Annotated in this window: 17 protein-coding genes, 3 tRNA genes and 1 pseudogene; 12 read left to right on the top strand and 9 right to left on the bottom strand. The window is 44.4% G+C overall.

From position 1 onward, the window contains the following. Positions 1–98 precede the first annotated feature (98 nt). The 3 genes from NI455_RS06995 to NI455_RS06985 all read right to left on the bottom strand — a co-directional run bounded on the left by NI455_RS06995 (position 99) and on the right by NI455_RS06985 (position 2885). Positions 99–1511, bottom strand: a complete 1413-nt coding sequence (locus NI455_RS06995; protein WP_253113245.1) for an SLC13 family permease — start codon at positions 1509–1511, stop codon at positions 99–101. 82 nt (positions 1512–1593) lie between these two features. Further along, complete coding sequence (locus tag NI455_RS06990) at positions 1594–2379, bottom strand: sulfite exporter TauE/SafE family protein (RefSeq protein WP_219308259.1); 786 nt, start codon at positions 2377–2379, stop codon at positions 1594–1596. Positions 2380–2609: 230 nt separating this feature from the next. Next, positions 2610–2885, bottom strand: a complete 276-nt coding sequence (locus NI455_RS06985; RefSeq protein ID WP_004278536.1) for a PspC domain-containing protein — start codon at positions 2883–2885, stop codon at positions 2610–2612. A 244-nt stretch (positions 2886–3129) separates the two neighbouring features. Here NI455_RS06985 and NI455_RS15550 point away from each other — a divergent pair. Beyond that, a pseudogene (locus NI455_RS15550) lies at positions 3130–3811 on the top strand (hypothetical protein). Between the two features lie 182 nt (positions 3812–3993). Here NI455_RS15550 and NI455_RS06970 read toward each other — a convergent pair. The 5 genes from NI455_RS06970 to NI455_RS06950 all read right to left on the bottom strand — a co-directional run bounded on the left by NI455_RS06970 (position 3994) and on the right by NI455_RS06950 (position 10003). Continuing rightward, positions 3994–4069 (bottom strand) — tRNA-Lys (locus NI455_RS06970). A 72-nt stretch (positions 4070–4141) separates the two neighbouring features. Further along, positions 4142–4217, bottom strand: a tRNA-Lys gene (locus tag NI455_RS06965). A gap of 20 nt (positions 4218–4237) precedes the next feature. Continuing rightward, positions 4238–4313: transfer RNA gene (locus NI455_RS06960), tRNA-Lys, on the bottom strand. Between the two features lie 195 nt (positions 4314–4508). After that, a complete protein-coding gene (locus NI455_RS06955) occupies positions 4509–6350 on the bottom strand; it encodes a long-chain-acyl-CoA synthetase (RefSeq protein WP_253113237.1) in 1842 nt (613 codons plus the stop codon). Between the two features lie 173 nt (positions 6351–6523). Beyond that, complete coding sequence (locus NI455_RS06950) at positions 6524–10003, bottom strand: Rne/Rng family ribonuclease (RefSeq protein WP_253113235.1); 3480 nt, start codon at positions 10001–10003, stop codon at positions 6524–6526. Positions 10004–10769: 766 nt separating this feature from the next. On the opposite strand from NI455_RS06950, the gene NI455_RS06945 reads away from it, so the two are divergent. From NI455_RS06945 to NI455_RS06915, 7 genes are all read left to right on the top strand, one after another. Continuing rightward, the gene (locus NI455_RS06945) at positions 10770–11726 is read left to right on the top strand and encodes an RluA family pseudouridine synthase (RefSeq protein ID WP_005108000.1); all 957 of its coding nucleotides are present in this window, start codon (positions 10770–10772) and stop codon (positions 11724–11726) included. A 363-nt stretch (positions 11727–12089) separates the two neighbouring features. Next, positions 12090–12758, top strand: coding sequence for an HAD-IA family hydrolase (locus NI455_RS06940; protein ID WP_216986518.1), 669 nt, complete (start codon positions 12090–12092; stop codon positions 12756–12758). 407 nt (positions 12759–13165) lie between these two features. Continuing rightward, the gene (locus NI455_RS06935; protein WP_253113233.1) at positions 13166–13963 is read left to right on the top strand and encodes a 2-keto-4-pentenoate hydratase; all 798 of its coding nucleotides are present in this window, start codon (positions 13166–13168) and stop codon (positions 13961–13963) included. A gap of 24 nt (positions 13964–13987) precedes the next feature. Next, complete coding sequence (locus NI455_RS06930; protein WP_004647362.1) at positions 13988–14884, top strand: acetaldehyde dehydrogenase (acetylating); 897 nt, start codon at positions 13988–13990, stop codon at positions 14882–14884. Positions 14885–14896: 12 nt separating this feature from the next. Continuing rightward, the gene (gene dmpG / locus NI455_RS06925) at positions 14897–15916 is read left to right on the top strand and encodes a 4-hydroxy-2-oxovalerate aldolase (protein WP_005245890.1); all 1020 of its coding nucleotides are present in this window, start codon (positions 14897–14899) and stop codon (positions 15914–15916) included. Between the two features lie 428 nt (positions 15917–16344). Beyond that, the gene (locus NI455_RS06920) at positions 16345–17613 is read left to right on the top strand and encodes an OprD family outer membrane porin (protein WP_253113231.1); all 1269 of its coding nucleotides are present in this window, start codon (positions 16345–16347) and stop codon (positions 17611–17613) included. Between the two features lie 279 nt (positions 17614–17892). Further along, the gene (locus NI455_RS06915; RefSeq protein WP_253113229.1) at positions 17893–18753 is read left to right on the top strand and encodes an alpha/beta fold hydrolase; all 861 of its coding nucleotides are present in this window, start codon (positions 17893–17895) and stop codon (positions 18751–18753) included. 381 nt (positions 18754–19134) lie between these two features. Here the strand turns inward: NI455_RS06915 and hcaR are convergent, their stop codons facing one another. Continuing rightward, complete coding sequence (gene hcaR / locus NI455_RS06910) at positions 19135–20043, bottom strand: DNA-binding transcriptional regulator HcaR (RefSeq protein WP_044111817.1); 909 nt, start codon at positions 20041–20043, stop codon at positions 19135–19137. Positions 20044–20324: 281 nt separating this feature from the next. On the opposite strand from hcaR, the gene hcaE reads away from it, so the two are divergent. The 4 genes from hcaE to hcaB are packed head-to-tail and all read left to right on the top strand — an operon-like array spanning position 20325 to position 23351. After that, the gene (hcaE, locus tag NI455_RS06905; protein ID WP_253113226.1) at positions 20325–21692 is read left to right on the top strand and encodes a 3-phenylpropionate/cinnamic acid dioxygenase subunit alpha; all 1368 of its coding nucleotides are present in this window, start codon (positions 20325–20327) and stop codon (positions 21690–21692) included. Continuing rightward, entirely contained in the window at positions 21689–22207 is a 519-nt protein-coding gene (hcaF, locus tag NI455_RS06900) for a 3-phenylpropionate/cinnamic acid dioxygenase subunit beta (RefSeq protein WP_253113224.1), read from the top strand. The genes hcaE and hcaF overlap by 4 nt, the downstream gene beginning before the upstream one ends. Beyond that, positions 22207–22533, top strand: coding sequence for a 3-phenylpropionate/cinnamic acid dioxygenase ferredoxin subunit (hcaC, locus tag NI455_RS06895; RefSeq protein WP_004278517.1), 327 nt, complete (start codon positions 22207–22209; stop codon positions 22531–22533). Before hcaF ends, hcaC begins: the two co-directional genes overlap by 1 nt. A gap of 2 nt (positions 22534–22535) precedes the next feature. Further along, a complete protein-coding gene (gene hcaB / locus NI455_RS06890; protein ID WP_253113223.1) occupies positions 22536–23351 on the top strand; it encodes a 3-phenylpropionate-dihydrodiol/cinnamic acid-dihydrodiol dehydrogenase in 816 nt (271 codons plus the stop codon). Positions 23352–23417 lie beyond the last annotated feature (66 nt).

Below are 23417 nucleotides of genomic sequence, written 5' to 3'. Positions count from 1 at the left end.
TTTTTCGATGAGAGAAAGATTCAACATATAGGCGATTAATACGACAAAGCACACCGGAGTGTGCTTTGTGGATGGTGTGATGCTTAAAACTTTAATGATTAAATAAAGAACCAGTAAATAAACAGTGAAATAATAAAGATACACATGATATTCAGTACAAAACCGACTTTCATCATTTCGCTTTGCTGGATATGACCGGTTCCAAAAACAATCGCATTTGGCGGGGTAGCAACCGGCAGCATAAAGGCACATGAGGCACCAATACCAATGACAATCACCAGAATTTCTTTGGGCATGCCCATCTGATCCGCAATCGCGGCAAATACTGGTACCAGCAAGGCAGCTGAAGCGGTATTACTGGTAAATTCAGTCAGGAAGATAATAAAAGTAGCGACTACGAAAATAATCATCAGCGGGGAGGCATCACCAAAGGCATTGGCCAGAGTTTGACCCAGTACCAGCGAACTGCCTGAATCCTTCAGAATGGCACTCAAGGTCAGACCACCACCAAATAGGTACAAGACCCCCCAGTCGGTATTTTCTGCAATCTGTTTCCAGCTTGCGGTACCCAGAATCACCACCATACAGGCAGCCAAAATTGCAATCCAGGTATCCGGCTGGGAAATACCAAAAATTTCGGTGAATTTTTTACTGAAAATCCAGGCAATTGCAGTACAGAGAAAGAGGATCATGGTGGCTATACGGGTTCTGGTCCAAGGAATATCTTCGGTCGCAAATTGTATTTTATGATTCAGTTTTGGACGTAGTACCAGATATAAACTGACCAGCATGGCAGGAAGAATAATGAACATCATCGGCAAGCCGATTTTCATCCAGTCGGCAAAATCATAGCCGAGGGCCTTGGCGGCAATGGCATTCGGAGGGGAACCGACCATGGTGCCCAGTCCGCCAATACTGGCCGAATAGGCAATGCCGAGCAGGATAAAGACAAAAGTTTTACGATCCTTGCTGACATCCATATGTGAAAGCAAGCCTAAGGCCAAAGGCAGCATCATGGCAGCAGTCGCCGTATTGGAAATCCACATGGACAGCAGCGCCGTCACCACAAAAATCGCCAGTACAGAAATGCCCAGATGCCCTCTGGACATGGAGATGATCCACATGGCAATTTTCCGGTCCAGTTTCTGGATATGCAACGCCGTTGCCAGCGCAAAACCACCAAAAAACAGGAAAATGACAGGATCGGCAAAAGTGACCAAAGCGGCTTGTGTGGTAATCGGAACCAGTTCCTCACCAGAGGCCATTGGCATGGCCAGCAATACCGCCATCACGGGGATGAGTAAAGCTGTAATCGTGATATGAATGGCTTCAGTCAGCCATAAGATACCGATAAAGGCTAAAAGTGCCAGTCCTTTATTGGCATTCTGGTCATAGGGCAGGTAAAGATATAAGCCATAGGCTACAATGGCTGCGACAAAAATAAGAATCCAGCCTTTAAGCAGCCCTTTGGACATGGCATTGGTCGGGGTAGCTAGGTTGGTCTGAGTCATATGCTCTCCTTGCAAGATTTTTATTTACATCATTTTTTATATTAGCTTTAAATTTGTAATTTTGTTTTGCTTAAAAAATATCCTATTTAAAGATACTATAACCAGATTGTTGCAATAATCCAGTACTTTGCCAGAAGGCATACAGGCCCAAGCCGAAAAGTAAAGCCAAGACAATCCATTTGAAGTGTTGCTGAGATAAACGATGGCGTATTTTGCCTCCAATCCAGACACCAGCAAGGGCGAATAAGCTGATCCCGATCAGAATATGCTGTTGATGGGTTTCCAGTGTGATCAGAATTGGAAAAAGTAAAACCAGCTGGATCAGTTTACCGGCAATGAAATTGAGATTACTGATAATGACAATAGCTGTTTTAGACAGCTGGCAACTCATCAGATACATCATTAAAAAAGGTGCCATAGCATTGGTCGCCCCTCCAATAATGCCGGCCAGTAAACCAAAACAGAGCATACTGGAAATATGCGGACTAACTTGCAAAGGCCGTGCCCGTAATTGGTCCAAGACATAAAATATGATTACTAGACCTAATAACAGTTTTAAATAAGCCTCATTTAGCCAAAGTAACAGTTTGACCCCGAGTACACTGCCGATCAGGCTACTAAGCATTAGTGGCCAATAGCGTTTTATATAATAGCCAATGCTATTCAACAGACTATGCGTAGGATCGGCATTCAGCATGATCAGATTCAGCAGCAGGCAGGGCAGAATGACAAGCGTAACCGCGATACTAAGCGGATATGCACTGGACAGAACAGCCGTACTCATCATGGGAAAGCCAAAGCCGCTTAAACCATGCAGCAGGGCTGCTAAGGCACAGAGCCACAGCATCATCCATTCTGCCTGAGTCATGTGAAATCCATTTCAAAAATTGGAATCTTGAACTTATCGTGAATTCAACTAAGAAAGAAAGTGAAAAGCTGTAATACAGCAAAGAAATAACAAAAAAGATAGGCAAAAAAAGCCACGATAACTTGGGGAAATTACCGTGGCATCAAAATTTCATCCCATTTAACCGGGGTGAAAGAGGAAGCTCTGCGATGAAACTGGTTAAGAAGGCTTGTTAAAAATGACTGTATGGCTTAATAGCGTTTATCCTGATTTACTGTACGCACGGGATTTTGATAGCCCTGAGGTTGATGAACGCTGTCATGATCAATTCTGTACTGTTTTTTCGGCATGATTAACCACAACACCAGATAAACCAAAATACCCGGGAATGCGGCACTCATGATTGAAATCACCACAAAAATCAGACGTAATAAATTTGCGTTCCAACCAAAACGTTCAGCAATACCACCCATCACACCTGCAATCATGTTTGAGCGGTTAGAGCGATATAAACCAACATTGGCCATTAAAATCTCCTGATTAAAAATAGGTTTGAATCCTAAAATGGATCCATACTTATAATAAATGGAGTTTACTTAAACTTTTTAAAGTGCTGATTACAAATAAAATCGTTAAGTAATGTTAATAAAGATTAAAACCAGATCTAAGAGCTACTAACATAGTGAAAATTCTATTGAACTCTTGTGTAAAGTTCATCAGCTTTGCTGTGTGCTTTTTGCTCGCCATGTTTCCTATTTAGGTTTATTAAAAATGAAATTGGATGTATCACGTTGTACATTAAGCAGTTTTTTTAAATGTAGCCTGGTGTTGGGGAGTGTAGTGATTTTGCAGGCTTGTGATCAGCAGCAGGTCAAACCTGAACAGGAAAGTCAGGCAACATCAGAAGAAGGCGTTAAAATTTCCGCTGCCAATACGAAGGCCGATGTAGTGACCGTCAGCGCCAAATCTTTAACTCAGGTCGCAGGGCAGGCGACTGTTCCGGTAGAAGCAGATGGCAACTGTACCAGAGGATGCCAAGGTGTTTATAGGTCGCTATCATACTGAAATCGACTGTGATGGCCGCTTTGCGCCCTGTACTGAAGGTAAGGCAGAATTTATTTTGACTCTAATGCCGGACGGTACGGTGCATCGCAGCATTTTGCAGTATGGGAAGGTATTTATTGATAATACCAAAAACAGCACGGCTCACAATATCACCTACCGTAAAGACCGCTGGTTTATCAATCCGGAACGTACCGATGTGGTGGTGAATCGCAAAGAAGGGGCGAGCTTTTACTATAAGATTAAAGATTCAAATCACTTAGTCATGAATCTGGAAAAAATCTATAGTGAAAAGGAAAGAACCAACCGGGAATTATTTGATCGCGGTTATCCGGCACCTTCAAAAGCCTATGAACTGGTCAAAGACACATCCTTTCATATTCAAAAATAATGCCCGATAAAAATCGGCTGATCTGGTCGAAAGCTTAATTCAAATATGATTTAGATTAGACAATAAAGGCGAGTGGTGGGAACGCGTGAGCATAAAATCTAGGCGCAGAAATACACGACCAAAACATCGCAATTTAATTAAAATATCATGAGGGGAATTAGAGAAACATTCTAAGGAAAGAATGGTGGGTCGTCCGCGATTCGAACGCGGGACCAACGGATTAAAAGTCCGCTGCTCTACCAGCTGAGCTAACGACCCTGAGGAATAAAAATGATGACCATTTTTATGACGCAAGAGTGTGGTGTACTTTTACGTGATCCTTTCGGAAGATGGTGGGTCGTCCGCGATTCGAACGCGGGACCAACGGATTAAAAGTCCGCTGCTCTACCAGCTGAGCTAACGACCCATCAAGGAATATCAAATAAGTGGTGGGTCGTCCGCGATTCGAACGCGGGACCAACGGATTAAAAGTCCGCTGCTCTACCAGCTGAGCTAACGACCCTGAACCATCATTCAAACCAGGTTTGAATGTGCAGTGCAAGTCAAGCTAAATAGCTTAAAGCACCACTTTGTTTGATGGAGCGTATTGTAGCAAGATCTCATTTCAGCGCAAGCAAAAAATAACAAAGTTGCCCATGTTTGATTATAAATACAACAATTATGCTTTATCTAAACAAAAAATAGGCAACTTCAGTACTTAGAAGCGATATTGATAAGCCTGAATATTGGCAAAAATCTCTGCGGTGAGCTCGGAATATGCCGTTGCACCTGGCAATAACACCAGCAGGCGTTCATCGGTTTTACTCGGATCAAATGCTTGCTCTTTCAATTTATTTTTCTGATATTTAAAGGTGCCTGTGGTTTCAACTTGCTGTTGTACGCGTAAAAATACCGGTACTGCATAAGCTGGCAGGCATTTTTTAAAGTAAGCGACCATGGTGGCTAAATCGGTGTCCTTCAATTTTACATCGGGTTGCAGGGTAATCGCGGCCATGCCGGCACGGCCATTGGTATTGGGGATTTCTACGCCATACACCACCGCTTCAACGATTTTGTCGTACTCAGTCAGCATGTTTTCCACTTCAGTGGTGGAAACATTTTCACCTTTCCAGCGGAAAGTATCGCCTAAACGATCAACAAACTGGGCATGGCGGAAGCCGATATTACGCACCAGATCTCCGGTATTGAAGTAAGCATCACCTTGGGTAAATACATCCTGCATGATGACTGACTTGTTTTTTTCCGGATCGGTATAGCCATCAAAGGGTGAACGGCGGGTAATTTTACCAATTAATAAACCAGTTTCGCCTTTTTTCACCCGTTTGCAATGGCCTTTGGCATCCCGTACCGGCTCATTTTTATCTTTATCAAAGGCAATAATCGCATACGGTGTGGGTGAGAAACCGACGGTATTGTCAAAATTGAAAATATTGCTAAAACCGACATTGCCTTCACTAGAGGCATACAGTTCCAGCACTTCCTGAATGCCAAAACGGGATTTAAATTTATCCCAGATATTTGGGCGCATGCCATTCCCAATCATCTTAGTCACGCGGTGACCTTTTTCCAGTTCAGATGGGGGAGCATCCATCAGATAGCGGCACAACTCACCGACATAACCAATCGCAGAGGCATCAAATTTTTGCACATCCTTCCAGAAAGAAGAGGTCGAAAATTTACGGCGAATAGCCAGGGTGCTGCTCCCTGCAATGACACCGCACCAGCACACCACCATGCCTGTGGCATGACAAAGCGGCAGGGTACAGTACATCACATCATCTTTATTGAGATTCAGCACATGCCCATAGGTGCCATAAGCCAGCGTCCAGCGACCATTGGTAAAGATCACCGCTTTAGGTAGACCCGTGGTGCCCGAGGTGTAAATATAGAACAGCCCGTCTTTGCCCTGTACCGAATGAGTAGTTGATGGATTGAATTTGGGAGCAAGATCGGTTTTTTCAGCCAGGTTGATAAAGCCTTCAGGCGCCTGACCCGGATCGGCTTGAGTGTTTTGATCTGCAAACCAGTGCAGGCGGTCACTGCTAATATTCAGGTCATTACGAATCTCGTTGACTGCATGACGACACTCTTCACCCACAATCAGGGCAATCGGTTTGACCAGATTGATACTGTGCGTCAGCACCTTGCCGACTTGAGAGGTATTGACCAGAGCGGTGGTCACACCCAGTTTAGCCAGACCAATCACGCTGGCAATCAGCTCAGGGCGGTTCTCGACCATGACAGCAACAACATCACCTTTCTTGGCGCCCAAGGATAGATAGAAATGGGCAATCTGGTTGGCCCAGGCATTGAGAGCAGCATAGCTATAGCTTTGCTCTTCAAAACGCAAGGCAATGCCTTCCGGGTTACGCTTGGTGGCTTTTTCAAAAGCCAGACCCAGGCCGGCCGGTGTGTTCGGAGTACGTAAATATGCCTGTCTTAGACCAGTGAGCAAATTGGGCACTTTGGTCAAGAAAGCCGGGATTTTGGCAGCGACATCTGCAATCCCAATCAGAGCGTGTGGTTTCATTTGGGTCATGAGAATCCTATTTATTTTTCGTATCCGATACGTTCAATTTATATACAGTAGACGAGCTATCCATCTTTTAGCGTTAAAACACTAGTGCAATCAACCTATTCTGACTAAATCTAGCAAAAAAAACCTAGTCACCGAAATGACTAGGTTTTTTTAGATGACTGCAATTAAGCAAATTATGATTCAGTTGCAGTATTGGCTTTTTTCGGTGGACGACCACGTGGACGACGTGGACGAGCAGCCTGTTTCTCCGCTTTTTCAGCTTCGCTGGCTTCAGTGTCTTCTGTTGTTACTTCGGCCTGATCCTGGGCTTCTGTAATAGGAGCTTCTGATTCAGCATTTGCTTCAACTGGCGCAGCATCTCTAGGTTGAGCTTCAGTCACTGGAGCCGCTTCTGTAGGAGCTGTATCTACTGGTGCCGTAGTTTCAGTTGCTTGTTCAGCTGGCTGAGCATTTACGGTTTCTTCAATAGCTACTTCAGTGGTTACTGGAGTTTCAGTTGCCGCTGCTTGAGCAGACTCTGCTTGCGCTTCTGCTGCTACAGGTGCTTCTGGCGCAGTTTCAACTGCCGGAGCTGTTTCTACTTTGGCCTGTTGCTTGGCTTGTTGCAGGGCCTGTTCTGCAGCCTGTTTAGCCAGACGGCGACGCTCACGTGGATCATTTGCGACACGTTTGTCCGACACCGGTTTTGGTGGAGTCAGGTCCAGAACTGGAGCAGGCTCTGCTTCAACCTTGGCTACGGTCACTTGAACATCACGGGTGACCGGTTTTTTCTCTGTGGCAGGCGTTGCTGCAGCCACCAGACTCGCGTTGTACTCTTTTGTGAACTTCTCTAGAGCACGGTTGAAGGTTGGCAATAAACCAAACTGTTCAATCAGTACGGAGCAGTCTTCACCATAAACATGGCGAATCAGGCTACCAATGGTGAACTGACCCAACGTTGGTACTTGTGAAGGAGTCAACTTCTGAACTGTAGCCTGTTGAGGCTGTCCTTCACGCTGCTGACGACGACGCTGACGCGGATCGTTGCTGGCACGTGGTTTTTCAGCGCTTGATTCTTCAGCTGGCACAACCTCTTCAGCAGGGGCTTTCAGTGCAGCTTCCACTACATTTTCAGCCGCGGCTTCTTCAACTGGCGCATCTGCCGGTGCAGTCACTTCAACCGCTGGCGTTGCAATTGCAGCATTGTCATTCAATGCCACGATTTCGCTTTTCGCCTGGTCAATATTCACGACCATGGCTGTTGGCATCACGTCTTGACGTGGTGCATCGACCAACTCAACACGAAGCTGCTTGTCATTGACTGCTGGCGCTTCAACGACTGCAGGTGCTGCTTGTTGAGCCTGTTCATTCAGCACGCTTGGATCGCGGTGGCGATTTGGACGTTCCTGACGTGGCTGGTTGCGGCGGTCACGACGTGGCATTACCTGTTGAGGCTGTTGTTCATTGTTTTGAACATCATTTTGCTGAGATGGCTCATTGTGATGCTGACGGCGAGAATTACGCTTGTTTTCACGTGCTTCATGACGTTGCTCTTGACGAGATACCTGAACCACTTCTTCATGCACCTGATGTTGCTGAGGAGCGGAAGCTTCAGACTGAACCTGCTCACGCGGTTCTTTGTGCTTCGGATTACGTGGTTTTTTGTTGTTATGACGCGGCGCTCTTTCATCACGCTCTGCCGGTTTCTCAGCATCACGTTCCTGTTTTTGCGCTACAGTCGATGGTGCAAGGTAGGCATTGCTGCTTGCCGGAGCAGCAGGTTGAGACACTTGCTGTGGCGCAGGTTGTGCCACTGGTGCAGACAATTGACCGAACTGACCACGGCTCACCGCACCGCCATTGATCATTTGTTCAATTGCTGCAGCTGCATTGTTGGCAGTACGCGATTGATCAACAGTCGCAGCCTGTTTTTGAACAAACAGGTTTTCTAACCATGCGCATGGGCTAGATGCAGGAGCAGCAACTTGTGCTTGGGCTGGAGCTTGTTGCGCAACAGGTACTTGCTGTGCATTTTGGTTTTGCTGGTTACGGCGTTTATTGTTTCTGCCGTTGTTTTGCTGTTGAGCAGGCGCTGGTGCAGCAGCATGCGTATGTTGTTCTTCTTCTAAATGCCATTCAGATGACTCATAGCCCAACTCTTTTTCACTTGAACGTGTTGCTTCAGTACGTTCATAGCTGGTTGGTGCAAAGCCTTCGGCATTATAAGTAATTTCATAATGCGGTGTTTCCAGATGCGGATGCGGCAACACAGTCACACGTACATTTGACGTCTGTTCTAAATACACCAAGGTGTGACGTTTTTCATTCAATAAGAAGGCAGCAATTTCCACTGGAACTTCGACTTGAACTTCACCATGACGTTCACGCAGGGCAATCTCTTCCACTTTACGCATAATTGAAAGCGATAAAGAGCGAAGATCACGGACCATGCCGGTACCATGACAGCGAGGGCAAACGTAGCCAGTCGCTTCTTCAAGAGAAGGACGTAGGCGTTGACGGCTCATTTCCATCAAACCAAAACGTGACAATTGACCGAACTGAATACGGGCACGGTCACTTTGCGTTGCTTCACGTAGCTTCGCTTCCACCATACGCTGGTTGCGGTCTTTGGTCATGTCGATGAAGTCGATCACCACCAGGCCACCGATATCGCGTAAACGTAATTGACGCGCGATTTCTTCTGCCGCTTCAATGTTGGTGTTTAACGCGGTGTCTTCAACGTCGCTACCGCGAGTCGATTTTGCTGAGTTAATGTCGATGGACACCAGAGCTTCAGTTTGGTCGATCACGATCGAACCGCCCGAAGGAAGTTTTACTTCACGTTCATAAGCAGTTTGAATTTGACTTTCAATCGCGAAATGCGCGAATAAAGGTTCATTTAAGGTATAAGTTTTCAGTTTTTCTAACTGACGTGGCATTACTGCTTTTACGAAGTTATAGGCTTCGTTATAGGCTTGTTCTGAGTCAATCAGGATTTCAGCAACATCATCACGCAGGTAGTCACGAATGGCACGTGTCACCACGCCCGCTTCTTGATGTACCAGCATTGGCGATGGACCTGAACTTGCAGTGCTCTGGATTTGTGCCCAAAGGTCTAACAAGTGCTGTAAGTCGAGTTGCAATTCTTCTTGTGAACGACCGATCCCGGCAGTACGCACAATCACACTCATACCACGTGGCACGTTCAGTGTTGCCAGCATTTCTTTCAGTTCTTCACGCACTGAACCAGAAATCTGACGGCTGATACCACCACCTTTAGGGTTGTTTGGCATCAAGACCAAATAACGGCCAGCAAGTGAGATAAAAGTAGACAGGGCAGCGCCTTTATTGCCACGCTCTTCTTTTTCCACCTGAACCAGAAGCTCGGTGCCTTCAGTGATCAGTTCACGGATATTCGAAGTTTGGCGAGGGTCGGCTTTGTAATATGAATTCGCGATTTCACGCATTGACAGGAAGCCTTGGCGACCTGCACCGTATTCAACGAATACAGCTTCTAAAGAAGGTTCAACGCGAGTCACGTGACCTTTGTAGATATTGGATTTTTTTTGTTCACGGGTACGATTTTCTAAATCAAAATCGTAAAGACGCTGACCAGTGACAAGTGCAACGCGAATTTCTTCGGCATGTGTTGCATTAATCAACATACGTTTCATGGGTGTAACACCTTATAGTGATACACAGCAAAAAATCGCTATACACGTAGCGAACATCACACATCACGGATCAATGGCTCAAATCTGCAATGAATTTCATTGTGGTTTGAGTCTTTTATGACCGAGCTCTATTTAATATAGATGGGCTTCGGTTTTTGATTCACGTATTGATGATGGCAATACGGCTTCAATCTTTAAACGGATTAAAGTCACCTGAACGCTTCACTGGCGGACGAGCGGTGCATTGGATGTGTGTAACTTTCACTGTCACATTGCTCGAAGATCATCCCTTCTTTATAGAAAGTGTCTTGATACGGAATTGTCGTCGTATCTTTACAAACTGTGCAGATCCAATGCATCAACGCTGTAGCCTGAAGTCGTCTTCAGGTTGCGACTAATCTGATGTGTATCAGTTTACGTTTAAAAACCAACAAAGTTGGCGACATATTTTTTAAGACAAACTGATTTATGTACCTGAGGTACAATTAAACGCAACAGTTTGCTTTGTTTGCCGATATAATAAGCCTTCGGCGTGGCATAATTCTTTGGGGACCTTCCCGTATCATGTGAGTCTTTAATTGAACAATCAAGTTCAGAAAAATCTGAAATGATTCAACTTTTACTCACAAACGATGGTTTCCGTGCGCTGACTATATCAAACCTTGCATCATCTGCCTATGGGCTAAGCTTATGTTTCTTGTGTAAAGCATAACCTAAGTGATCAGTTTTTAATCAATTTTAGTATTTTTTGGGTCATAGTAACTGTATGAATTCTACGCAACAATGGCAAAACGTCACTTGGTTTGAAGTGGATGAACATCAAGATGGACAACGCATCGATAATTTCCTGTTTAGTCGTCTGAAAGGTGTGCCAAAAAGCCGTATCTATCGTCTGATTCGTGAAGGCCAGGTTCGCGTCAATAAAAAACGCATTAAAGCAGAAACCAAACTCGCAATCGGTGACCAGATTCGCGTTGCGCCGATTCGTTATGAACAAAAAGATGAGACCGCGGCCCCTGTTTCGGACAAGGTCGCACAAGGCTTATTGGCCCGTGTGATTTATGAAGATGAAGGTCTGATGGTCGTGAATAAGCCATCCGGGATTGCCGTGCATGGCGGTAGCGGTGTGGCCTATGGTCTGATTGAAGGCTTACGTGCAGCAACCGGTAAAAAGTATCTGGAATTGATTCACCGGATTGACCGTGATACTTCCGGTCTGGTGATGATTTCCAAAAAGCGTAGCGTGTTGAAAACATTACAAGATATGTTGCGTGAACATAAAATCAAAAAAACCTATGCCGCTGTGGTAAAAGGGCAGGTCAGTCTGGATAAACAGCTGATTGATGCACCTTTACATCGTTATGAGCTGGCCAATGGTGAGCGTCGCGTCTGCGTGTCACCGAAAGAAGGCAAAGAGTCTAAAACCCAGTGGAACGTGCAAGAGCGTTTTATGCATGCCACATTGGTGTATGCATCTCCGCTTTCGGGTCGTACCCACCAGATTCGTGTTCATGGTTTGAGCATTGGTCATCCACTCGTAGGCGATGAAAAGTATGGTCATGAAACAGAATATCGTGGGCCAAAACCACGCCGTTTGTGTCTGCATGCCATGCGTCTGGACATTCCGGGCTATCCAGCGATTGAAGCGCCATTGCCGGAAGATATGCAGAGTCTGGTGGCGCAGTTAAGAGCGCAGAAAGCGGATAAACCGGCTGCTCAGTAAGGACTTATTTTTTTCTTTTAATAAATTCAATCCACCCTCATCCTCCTTTGAAAAGGAGTGAATTCCCTTCTTTCTTAAAGATGAGGAACACTGTTCCGCAAGAGGGGAGATTAAATTTCGAAAGAATCCTCTCCCTGAGCAGCACTGCTGAGCAAGTCTCCTTTCTTGCACGTCGTTTAAAGCAGTGTTTTAAACTCGTTCAGGAGAGGGAACACTACTTATTAAAGAGCAATGTTGAATTAAAACTTCATTGATAATTCGACTTTATTGGTTCTTTTAGTAAAGTCATTTGCTTAAGAATGAAAAAAGCTCTCTCCTAAAAGGAGAGGGTTTCAAGACTGAATCAAATCCAGGAAACCTTATATGAACTCAGCTGTAAAATTGGTCATTTTCGATTGGGATGGCACTTTATTTGATTCAGTCGGTCAAATCGTAGCGAGTTTGCAGTTTGCCGCACAGCAATTTCAGCAGCCTTTAACGGATGCAGATGCCAAAAGTATTATTGGCCTGGGTTTGCCAGAAGTCGCACAGCGACTTTTCCCAACCGTGCCAGATTTACATGCAGATATTTTGCAGGCTTATTCCGATCATTATGTTGCCAACTCATCAGGAGATTCCTGGTTTGAAGGCGTAGCGCACATGCTCGCAGATTTACAGCAGCAAGGCGTGAAGCTGGCTGTTGCTACAGGGAAAAGCCGTAAAGGTCTGGATCGTGTATTGAAACAGACGAATAGTGAAGAGCTGTTTGTGACCACGCGTGCTGCCAGCGAAACCCGTTCTAAACCTCATCCATTAATGTTAGAAGAAATTCTGGCGGAAACCGGTGTGCAGGCTGAACATGCCATCATGGTCGGTGATACGTCTTATGATCTGGAAATGGCGCAAAATATTGCCATGCCAAGTGTTGGTGTAGGTTATGGTGTGCATGAGCCTGAACTTTTAGCTCAATTTAATCCCGTCTGTATCGTGGATGATGTGGCTGCTTTGCATAGCGCATTGTTGGCTAAAGTCCAATGGAAACAAGCAGTTTAATCCAGTATCTTGGTTGTAATGAAAAACAAGCAGTTCCCCGGTTTAAATTGGCTGGGGAATGCTGCAGATTTAAGCACTGGTTCTTATCTTTTAGTCTAAAGTCGTAATTGTACTGATTTTATTCGGTCATATTATGGCAGTTATTTTGCTAAATAACGATGTGTTTTGAATAATAAGATTTTGTTTTATTTGATTTTTTATAAATTATTCTTATAGATAATAGCTATAGCAAAAAATAAAATAACTATTGGCACAAACGCCGGATTTTTCCCATCCTAAAACTGTTTATTCCTATGCTCGCTCTGAGAAAGGCAGTCCATGCAGATGATCAGCCTGATCATGTCCATATTTTCTGTCCTTCTTAGATCCCGGCATAAGCCTAATTTTTGCAGTTTAAGGAAACATTGATGTCGAATTCTGCTGTTGTTGAATCAGTTGCACAAGCACTTCGTAGCGCTGAATTATCACAAACTGCGATTGCACCGATTCGCCCGGAACTTGGCGGTGAAAGTGCTGACGTAGATATCGCCTATGCCGTTCAGGAAGTGAATACCGAGCGTGCTTTGTCTGAAGGTCGCCGTCTGGTGGGTCGTAAAATCGGTTTGACGTCTAAAGTCGTTCAAGCGCAACTGGGGGTAGATCAGCCGGATTTCGGTATGTTATTTGCCGACATGGCCTATGGCGATGGTGAAGCAATTCCAGCTGGCCTTCTGATTCAGCCGAAAGTTGAAGCAGAAATCGCATTGGTGATTAACCAGGATTTAACCAAAGAAAAACACACGTATGCAGACATTATCAGCGCAACTGATTATGCATTGCCTGCAATTGAAGTGGTCGATAGCCGTATCGAAAACTGGAAAATTAGCCTGATTGATACTGTGGCGGATAACGCATCTTCTGCTGCATTTGTCTTAGGTTCTCAGCCGGTTAAATTAGAAAATCTTGATCTTGTGAACTGCAAGATGGTGATGACACGCGGTGAGGAAGTCGTTTCTCAAGGCGTGGGTAAAGCATGTCTGGCAAACCCATTGAATGCTGCTGTTTGGCTGGCAGATGAAATGGTACGCCGTGGTCGTCCGCTGTTAAAAGGCGACATCATCTTGACGGGTGCTTTAGGTCGAATGGTTGTGGCGCAACCAGGTGATGAATTCAAGGTTGAAATTGAAGGCTTTGGTTCAGTAACCGCTGCATTCGCTGCTGAATAATCAAGATTCCAAGAGAGTACATTCATGAAAAAGATTAAATGTGCAATGATCGGTCCAGGGAATATTGGTACTGATTTGCTTTATAAATTACAACGTAGCGAATGGTTAGAGCCTGTTTGGATGGTGGGGATTGACCCGACTTCTGAAGGTTTGGCGCGTGCTGCGAAAATGGGTTTAAAAACCACAGCTGAAGGCGTTGATGGTCTTCTTCCTCATGTGATTGCTGATGACATCAAAATTGCATTCGACGCAACTTCTGCCTATGTCCATGCTGAAAACAGCCGCAAGCTGAATGAACTTGGCGTGTTGATGATCGACTTAACGCCTGCTGCGATTGGTCCATTTTGTGTACCACCAGTCAACCTTGAAGCATTACTACAAGCGGGCGAAGTACCAAACGTGAACATGGTGACATGTGGCGGTCAGGCAACGATTCCGATGGTGGCTGCGGTTTCTCGCGTTCAACCTGTTGAATACGGCGAAATCATTGCAACTGTATCGACTAAGTCGGTTGGTCCGGGAACGCGTAAAAACATTGATGAATTCACACGTACTACTGCAGGTGCCATTGAGAAAGTGGGTGGTGCGAAACAGGGTAAAGCGATCATCATCATTAACCCTGCTGAGCCACCTCTAATGATGCGTGATACTGTTCACTGTCTAGTAGAAGGTGAGCCGGATCAGGCAGCGATCACTGAATCTGTACATGCCATGATCAAGGAAGTCCAAAAATACGTACCAGGTTACAAACTGGTAAATGGTCCAGTATTTGATGGCAACCGTGTATCAATTTACTTGGAAGTTGAAGGTCTGGGTGACTTCCTGCCGAAATACGCAGGCAACCTGGATATTATGACTGCAGCAGCTGCACGTACTGCAGAAATGTTCGCAGAACACGTGTTCAACACCGCTGAAGCTTAAAGGAATACCAAAATGTCTAAGATTATTGTTCATGATATGACTTTGCGTGATGGTATGCACCCGCAGCGCCATCAAACGACTGTTGAGCAAATGATTGCAATTTCAACAGCACTTGATGATGCCGGCGTACCTTTAATTGAAGTAACGCACGGTGACGGCCTTGGCGGTTCATCAGTGAACTACGGTTTTGCTGCTGCAACGGATGAAGAATATTTATCCGCTGTTGTGCCACGTATGAAAAATGCAAAAATTTCTGCATTGCTTTTACCTGGTATCGGTACGGTTGACCATTTGAAAATGGCACATGAAATTGGTGTCTCTACCATTCGTGTGGCGACGCATTGTACTGAAGCGGATTGTTCTGAGCAGCACATCACCGCTGCACGTAAACTAGAAATGGACACCGTCGGTTTCTTAATGTTGGCGCATATGGCATCTCCTGAAAAATTGCTTGAAGAAGCAAACAAGATGGTGTCTTACGGTGCAAACTGTATTTACGTGACAGATTCAGCGGGTTATATGCTTCCGCAGGACGTGATCGACCGTGTGGGTCACTTACGTCAACACTTGGATTCAAGCATTGAGCTTGGTTTCCACGGTCACCACAACTTAGGCATGGGTGTATCGAATACTGTTGCTGCGGTTCAAGCAGGTGCGGTACGTGTTGATTTGGCGTCTGCAGGTTTAGGTGCTGGTGCGGGTAATACACCACTCGAATTGTTTATCGCTGTGGCAAACCGTATGGGTATGGACACTGGTGTTGACTTGTTTAAAGTACAAGACGTTGCTGAAGATCTGGTGATTCCAATGATGCACAACCCGATCCGTGCCGACCGTGATGCGGCAACTTTAGGTTATGCCGGTGTTTACTCTTCATTCCTGTTGTTTGCTAAACGCGCTGAAGCGAAATATGGCGTATCTGCGCGTGAAATCCTGATGGAACTTGGTCGCCGTGGTACGGTTGGTGGTCAGGAAGACATGATCGAAGACTTGGCATTAACCATGTCTAAAGCGCGTGAGTTACAAGCTTAATTTTTAATGCAATCGTATTAAAATAAGGCTAATAAAAAAGCATCCAAAGTGGATGCTTTTTTATTATGAAGTAGTTTTAATAATATATTAAAACTCTGATCTCAGATATTTTAGTTATAGTGTTATGTGAAGATTATTTTAGTTTAATTTTTTCCTTAAACATAAAAACGATAAATAAAAAATAGTGGCTCAATATTTTAAAAAAAATTGCGCTTATTAATAGAGAAAACAAAAAATAAATTAAATATCCGGTCAAATTTTTATTTTCTTTAATCGGTTTAAAATCTAAGAGATTGAGCGCTTAAATCTGGGCTTGGAATATGGAGAGCTAAAAGAGCAAAAGTTTAATACTGTGGTCGGATTTTTTATTTAAACCGACTTGCGCATGATGGCGGCATGGATTTTATCAGCTGAATGGGGAACTCATCATGCGTCGTCACAATTTACGGATTGCAATGCTTGCTGCGACAGCAACTTTAGGGACAACTGCAACGAATGCAGACTTTATTGACGACAGCAATGTTCAACTCAAATTTAAGAACTTTTATCTAGACCGTCAGTATCAAGATGACTATTCATCACGTAATTGGGGTTCTTGGTCACAAGGCGTGACTCTGGATGCCAAGTCGGGTTATCACGATATCGGTGGTGGTGTGCAGGTCGGTGCAGATCTTCTTATTCAGCATGCGTTCCGTTTGAATGGTCGTGATAATAATCCTGACTGGGTTTTACCGCATGAAGGACCAGGCAAAGGGCAAAAAGATAATTTTGGTAAAGTTGGTGCGACCTTAAAAGCCAAAGTGTCACAAACTGAACTGAAAGTCGGCGAGTTATTGCCGGTATCTCCAGTCTTGGTATTCGATCCATCGCGTCAGTTATTGACGACGTATAGTGGTGCCTGGTTAGAGTCTAAAGACCTTAAAGATACCAAGTTAACTCTTGCGTATATTGATGGCATTAATAACCGTTATGACAACCAGTTCCGCGACTTAACTAAATTTGCTCCACCAAGTTTCTATGATACGGGTGCTGAAGCTGATGGCATGTGGATTGCAGGTGTAGATCACCAACTCACTAAAGAAGTAGGTGCGAGCTACTGGTATGCCGATGTTCAAGACATTTATCAACAGCATTATCTAGGTGTCAATTACAAAACTGCGCTTGGTGAAAAAACCAAATTAGATAGCCATATTCGTTACTTCGATAACTCGGAGTCAGGTGACAAGCTGTATGGTGAGATCGATAACCAGGCATTATCTGTCGCTGCAAAAGTGAATCATGGTGCACATAGCGTAGGTGTGGGTTACCAGCAAATGTTTGGTGATAGCGCATTCCCGACATTGGGTGGCTGGGTGCCACAGCCTTATCTGGCGAACTGGGGGGTAGCAACCTTTACCGCGCCAGAAGAAAAGTCATGGAGTGTTTCTTATGGCTATGACTTCTCTGAAATGGGTGCAAAAGGCTTAAATGCAACAGCCGTATATTTCAAAGGTTATGAGCAGAAAGGGACTGGGGCGTATCAAGGTCAGAACTTCAATACGGATGAAGTGAATGCCGTCGTGAACTACACTGTGGCAGAAGGTAAATTAAAAGGTTTGGGTGTACAGGCGATGTATATTGATGTGAATTTTGCCAATCCAGCAAAACCAGACCTGCAAGAATACCGTGTCGCAACTACTTATACCCATAAATTCTAATACCCGTATATTTTAAAAGCAGTCAGTCTTCTGGCTGCTTTTTGGTTTAAGAATGCAGTTAAAGCCTTAGTTTATGTAGGGTTTAATTTATAAATTAATAAAGAAAACAAACACTTAAATTATATCTATTTTGTAGGATGCAATCGTAATTTTGTATCAGTTTGCTGCAGCTGAGCAGTTAATATAAGGGTGTACACAAGTCATTTTAATGAGTCAACTTGACGTCGAATTCTTGAAAATAGAGGGACACGCAAGCGAAAGACTGTAAGAGGAAGCAATATGAGCACTGTTCAAATCCCTGACTATCAAACAGATCCATTCTTTGGCTTAGAAGATAAATGGATTGAAACTGCTGAAGGCGAGTTGACCCATTACCACGAAATTGGTGAAGGTACGCCTATTCTATTTTTACACGGTTCAGGTACAGGTGTATCGGCTGCAGCAAACTGGTGGTTAAACCTGCCACAAATTGGCGAGCAGGCGCGTTGTATCGCGATTGATACCGTTGGTTATGGCCAAACTGTGGTTGCGCCGGGTACTGAATATGGTATCCGTGCCTGGGTAGATCATGCGATTCGTACGCTAAACGCTTTGGGTATCGAAAAAACCTGGTTGGTGGGTAACTCTCTGGGTGGCTGGTTAGCATTCCAGATGGCGTTGGATTATCCAGATCGCATTTTGGGTATCGTGTCTATGGGTACGGGCGGTGCGAAACAGACAGCTGCACTTAAAGCTCACGCAAACCCAGTTCTTACAGAAGAAGGAATCAAGAAAACCCTTTCTATGTTTGTCGTAAACAAAGACCTGATTACTGATGAACTGGTAAAAGTACGTTTTGCGTCTGCTGCAAATGACTATGCATCAAATCGTTTAATGGATGTGGTTGGCGCACGTGACCGTGACCGTTTCGAATTCCCATTAGATTTCGAAAAAATGAAAGACATTACTGTGCCTGTATTGCTGATTCATGGTACGCAAGACGTGGTGATTCCGGTTTCTCGTACCTGGGACATCCTCAACATCGTGCCAAATGCTGATGCACATATCTTCAGCCAATGCGGTCACTGGTCTCAAGTTGAAAAAGCAGATGAGTTCAACACTGTGATCAAAAACTACCTGGCTGTACACGGCGTAAAATAAGCTCGATGTAGTTTTAAAAAAGGATGGCTTCGGTCATCCTTTTTTATATCGGAAATATTTAAGGTAGCGTACCTAAGTAAGTTTGATTCTCATTTACTCGGATAAATCTAAAAATCTAATAATTTTTATAGGTTTGAGCTATTTAAACGGAGAAAAATCCGCATGAAACTTTATTAGACTTAAGTGGTAAATGCAGCACATTTAGAGCTAAAAATACACAATATTGGTCAAGGGCAAGTGACAAATTTAAGCGCTAGAAATAGATTCTTTATTATAAAATAGAATTAAAAATGGATTCTTAAGCATAAAATAATAAAACAAAAAAAGCACATGCCTATCATAAGTTGAATGGCATATGCCTAATGCAGGGAAGAAATAGGATTAATTTTGTTCGCTACGGTTAATATCCAGATAGAACACACGGGTCAAAAGCTCAAGAAATTTGCTCACGACATAGGATTTGTTGTTTTTATGGTAGCTGACATACAGGTCTAAATAGGGCAACTCCACGTCCAGCGGACGAATCACGGTATTATCCATGGTTAGTGGTGCAATATAGCCAGGCAAAATGGTACAGCCTAGGCCCATTCCGATCGAGTTGATATTAAATAAAATATTATCGGCCTTTTGCACGATATTGAGTTCAATGCCGTTGGCTTTGGCAAAGTCCAGAATAGCCTGGTTCAGGGTCAAGGACTGCTCTGCTGATGGAATAATAAAATCAATACCATTCAATGCTTTAACAGGAATTCTTTCGTATTTTGCTAAGGGGTGATCTTTAGGCAGGAGAAAAATCAGCGGTTCACGAATCACGAACTGGCTTTCAATTTCATCACTATTGAAATTATGACGGGTAAATGTCAGATCTAGATCACCTTTTTTTAACAAACGCATCTGCTCATTGTTGTTCAGGCTGAGCAGTTCAATTTTTAAATCTGGGTTCTGTACACGTAGATTTGGCAAGATATAGGGGAAGATTTTCATCTCGGCTACCGGTACAAAACCGATACGGAGCATTTGTTGTTTGGCCTGTGACACCTGACGTGCCATGGCAACGGCTTTGTCCGCCTGTGCAAGGGTGAGACGGGCCTGTTCCAGGAATACGGCGCCTTCTTCGGTCAGCTCTACTTTACGTTTGGTCCGGTTGAGTAGCTTTACGCCGACATCTTCTTCCAGGTCTTTGATTTGCTGGCTAAGTGAGGGTTGAGCCGTATAAAGTTTAAGTGCTGCCTTACTAAAATTGAGCTCTTCAGCAACGGTGATAAAGTAGCGAAGGTGTCGTAATTCCATGTCATCAACCCAAAGAGTAATCCAAAAAATGTCTTACTATAATTTCCTCAAAGTATAATCTATAAACAACTATGTCGTGAAGATTATTTTCCCATTCATAAACTAAATGCTCTGGCGGGATTAATAGATGTTTTAATATAAAAATTCACGTGCTTAATAATTGCTTTAAGCTCTTAATTGAAACAAAAAAAATATTTCCCGAAAAACGCTGTCAAATCCATCATCGTTGAAAAGTTGAGTCTATTACTTTGTGCCAAAGATAGGTCACAGGAGAGCTTTTCATGAGTGGAAAAATTGATGTGCGCGAAATCGATGCTTTAGTCGATGCACAAAATGGACGTATTACGCCATCTATTTATACAGATCCTGACATTTACGAATTAGAACTCGAACGTGTTTTCGGTCGTACTTGGTTATTCCTTTGCCATGAAAGCCAAATTCCTAAGGCTGGTGATTTCTTCAATACCTACATGGGTGAAGATCCAATCATTGTGGCACGTCAAAAAGACGGCTCAATCAAAGCATTTTTAAACCAGTGCCGTCACCGTTCTATGCGTGTGAGCTTCGCTGACTGTGGTAATACCCGTGCATTTACTTGCCCATACCACGGCTGGTCATATGGCATTGACGGTTCTTTAAAAGATATCCCGCTTGAAGATCGTGCTTACTCGCATGGTGCATGTAAAGAGCAATGGGGTCTGGTTGAAGTGAATCGTGTGAAGTCTTACAAAGGCTTGGTATTCGCTTGTTGGGATGAAACCACACCTGATCTAGAAGAATACATGGGCGATATCGCTTGGTATTTAGATGGCGTTGTTGACCGTCGTCCAGGTGGTACTGAAATCATTGGTGGTGTACACAAGTGGGAAATCGAGTGTAACTGGAAGTTTGCAGCGGAACAGTTCGCATCTGACCAATACCACGCGTTGTTCTCTCACGCTTCTGCGATCCAAGTATTGGGCGCAAAACCAGATGACGAATCATCTAAAAAATTAGGTGCTGCGCAAACTGCTCGTCCAGTTTGGGAAACTGCCAAAGACGCGATCCAGTACGGTTCACGTGGTCACGGTTCAGGCTTCTTCTTCACAGAGAAACCAGATGCAAACGTATGGGTTGACGGTGAAGTTGCCAACTACTTCCGTGAAACTTACGACGAAGTTAAAGAGCGCCTAGGCGAGACTCGTGCATTGCGTCTTGCAGGTCACAACACCATGTTCCCAACTTTGTCTTGGTTGAACGGTACTGCAACACTTCGTGTATGGCACCCACGTGGTCCAAACAAAACTGAAGTATGGGCATTCTGTATTGCTGATGCTGAAGCATCTCAAGAAGTGAAAGAAGCATTTGAACGTTCTGCAACGCGTGCCTTTGGTCCAGCCGGTTTCCTGGAGCAAGATGACTCTGAAAACTGGATCGAGATCCAAAAAGTTTTACGTGGTTATAAAGCGCGTCAAAACAAACTCATTATGGAAATGGGTAAAGGTAACGAGAAAGTACGTGAAGATGGTATCCCGGGTATCACCAACTACATTTTCTCTGAAACTGCAGCACGTGGTATGTACCGCCGCTGGGCAGATTTATTGATCCATGAAAAATGGGAAGACGTGGAAAAAGCAGCTGACGAATATGAGAAGGAGCTTATGAAATGAGTCAAATCAGCTTAGAACTTCATCACCAAATTAGTCAGTTCCTGTATCGCGAAGCAAAATTGCTAGACGATTGGAAATTCCGCGAATGGTTAGATACCTTAGCTGAAGATATTTCTTACACGCTACGTACCACACCAAACACACAAACCCGTGACCGTCGTCGTTCAGTTGAACCACCTACCACTTGGGTGTTCAACGATTCGAAAGACCTTTTAGAGCGTCGTGTAGCGCGTCTGGAAACCGGTATGGCTTGGGCTGAAGAGCCTCCATCACGTACCACCCACATGGTGAGCAACGTGATCGTAGAGCCAACTGAAGTTGAAGGCGAATACGACGTGTACGTAACCTATTTGCTATATCGTACGCAAAAAGAGAAAGACATTGTCATTTACTGCGGTAAACGTCATGACAAGATCCGTAAAGTTGAAGGTGGCCTCGGCTTCCAGATCTTCAACCGTAAGATCACGCTTGACCAAGTTACTTACAGTTCACATAACCTGAGTGTGTTCTTCTAATGAATAAGATTTTTGTTTGCCAAGTTGACGAATTAGACGAAGGCGAAGCGTTAAAAGTAGATTGTGGCGTAAACGGTATCGAAGCGCTTGCTGTATTTAACAATGGCGGTGAATTCTTCGCTATGAACGATAAATGCAGTCATGGTAATGCTTCTATGTCTGAAGGTTACCTTGAAGATGACGGTACTGTGGAATGTCCATTGCATTCAGCACGTTTCTGTTTAAAAACAGGTGAAGCATTGTGTCTACCTGCAACTGATCCAATCAAAACATTCCCAGTGATTGTTGAAGATGGCCAATTGTTTGTAGAGATGGCAGGAGAGTAAGCATGGGTTGGCTACAGGGCGAAGTTGCACTTATTACCGGGGGCGGTTCAGGCTTAGGCTGGGCTTTGGTCGAGCGTTTTATTGAGGAAGGTGCACAAGTTGCGGTTCTTCAACGTTCAAAAGCTAAAGTAGATGCATTAAATGAACACTTCGGTGGAAAAGTTCTTGCGATCGAAGGTGATGTAGCCAGCTATGCAGATAACGTTCGTGCAGTTCAAGCCACTGTGGAACGTTTCGGTAAACTCGATTGTTTCGTTGGTAATGCCGGTATTTGGGATCACTATGCCGATATCGTCAATACCTCTGGTGAGCAACTAGAAAAAGCCTTTGACGAGATTATGGGCATCAATACCAAATCTCTGATCTTCGGTGCGAAGGCTGCACTGGATGCATTGATCGCTTCTGAAGGTTCTATCATATTTACTTTGTCTAATTCGGCACTGTACTCCGCTGGCGGAGGCCCTGTATATACTGCATCTAAGCATGCGGGTGTCGGGATTATGAAAGAACTGGCTTACGAGCTTGCGCCTAAAGTACGAGTGAACGCTGTTGCACCGTCAGGTATGAATGTGAATATCAAAGGTGCGGCATCGCTGGGTCAGGAAAATGTGGGCCTGCTCGATGCACGTGATCCTGAGAAAATTGCACGTGGCATGCCACTGAATTTCTTGCCTGAACCGGAAGATATGACCGGTTCATACGTGCTGTTGGCATCTCGTCAAAACAACCGTCCTTTGACTGGTGTTCTGATCAATGCAGAATGCGGTCTGGGTATTCGTGGCCTACGTCAGCCACGTGCAGGTTTCTTTGACGAATAAACATCTAGTCTCATTCAAATGGACTTACCGGCAGCCTCTTCTCTCAGGGCTGCTTTCCTTCTAGGA

It is taken from the genome of Acinetobacter lwoffii (assembly GCF_024129435.1).
GTDB classification, from domain to species: domain Bacteria; phylum Pseudomonadota; class Gammaproteobacteria; order Pseudomonadales; family Moraxellaceae; genus Acinetobacter; species Acinetobacter lwoffii_F.
The sequence above is the reverse complement of the archived record's forward strand: the minus strand, read 5'-3'. Positions and strand labels throughout refer to the sequence as shown.